The following is a 1,547-nucleotide window of genomic DNA, read 5'->3' on the forward strand; positions in this document are numbered from 1 at the left end:
CAGTTGACCTGGCGGGTGTTCCAGTCGACGCGGAACGCGGCCCGCAGGAACTCTGGAGCTGCTGTGGCTCGTTCGGCGGAACCGCTGAGCCCGAGAGCGAGCTTGGTAAGGACTCTTGACAGTCGGGTGGTCCAGACCACCAGTATTGGTCCGGGCCAGAGTGCTTCAGGTTGCCGAAGTCCCCCACCTTCGAAGGGAGCGCGGTCCATGGCCGGACCCGTTCGCGCACCACTCCGAGCCCTGCTCGCCGGAGCCGTCACCGCCGCCGCCATCGCCGGCGTGGCGCTCACCGGCACCGGCACCAGCACCGCCCATGTGGCGGGCACCCCACTACCTGCCCAGGTCTTCGCCCCGTACGTCGAGGCCCGGGCCGACGGCAGCCTGTCCAAGCTCGCCTCGCAGTCGGGTGACAAGTACCCGACGACGGCCTTCCTCCAAGCCGCCACCTCCTCCTCCCCGTCGCCCTCCGCGTCGAGCGTCCAGGTGCCCGCCATCCAGGTGCAGGTCAGCCCGTCCTCGGGCACGGTGACCGCCGGTTCGTCGACCACCGCGACCGTGAGCACGGCCATCATCAACAACGGCTCGAACACGTCCATCGCGATGACGGTCAGCGGCGTTCCTGTGGGGGTCACCGCCTCGGTCAGCCCGTCCTCGGTCAACGGGAGCTCCAGCGCCGCCCTGTCGGTGTCGACCGTGTCCACGGTCGTCCCCGGCACCTACACGCTGACGGTCAGGGGCACGCTGACCGGCACCTCGGCCACGTCCTCCGCGACCTACACGCTCACCGTGACCGGCACCGCCCCGGCGTGCTCCACCGCCTCCTGGGTCGGCACACAGGTCTACACCAGTGGCAGCACCGTCTCGTGGAAGGACCACCGGTGGAACGCGAAGTGGTGGACGCTGGGCGCGGAGCCCGGCACCACCGGTCAGTGGGGCGTCTGGCAGGACCTCGGTACCTGCTGATCCGCACGCGTCGCCAGGCCGGGCTCCGGTTTTCGCTGTGGGGTGTTGGTCGGGTTCGGGATGATCACTCTGTGGACTGCCTGGCGGTGGTGCCACCCGGGAGGGTGGTGCGGAGTGTCGATGCGGCCGCATGGGTTGCCGGAGATTCCGGCGATGACGGCGGCGGGCCGGGGCGGCGTTCCCGTCCGGTTCGCCCGCGATGCGGGCGAGGGACGAGCTGGCGGGGGTGTTCGCGCACCGGCCATTCGCGGACGCGTTCGGGGTGCGCGGACCGGCGGGCCGGCTGGAGCTGGCCGGGAGAGCGTGCGCCCCCGCCCGGAGGCGCTGGCCGGCGCGGCCCCGACCTGGCTGGCAGGCCGGTTCGGGGCGGACCGGGTCGCAGAACGGGAACTGCGCTACACGGCCCGCATCAACTCTTGGCGGCTACCGTCGTCGCAGACCAAGCGGGACCGGCTCGCCCAGGTCTACGGGCACGACGCCCTCATCACCCCGCGCCTGGTCGACCACTCCCACCAGGCCCGCGCCGCCGAGGGCTTCGACAAGGCCGCGTTCCGCGTCGACTGGAACACCCGCCAGGTCAACTT

The 1,547-nt window shown here is 71.6% G+C and carries 1 protein-coding gene and 1 pseudogene; both read left to right on the forward strand.

The features are described from left to right. Positions 1 to 207: 207 nt before the first annotated feature. Positions 208 to 963, forward strand: coding sequence for a hypothetical protein (locus ACFXHB_RS44795; protein WP_380582992.1), 756 nt, complete (start codon positions 208 to 210; stop codon positions 961 to 963). A gap of 303 nt (positions 964 to 1,266) precedes the next feature. Beyond that, positions 1,267 to 1,547: pseudogene (locus tag ACFXHB_RS44800) on the forward strand (hypothetical protein); the annotation flags it as partial.

The organism is Kitasatospora sp. NPDC059327 (genome assembly GCF_042752535.1).
Classification (GTDB): domain Bacteria; phylum Actinomycetota; class Actinomycetes; order Streptomycetales; family Streptomycetaceae; genus Kitasatospora.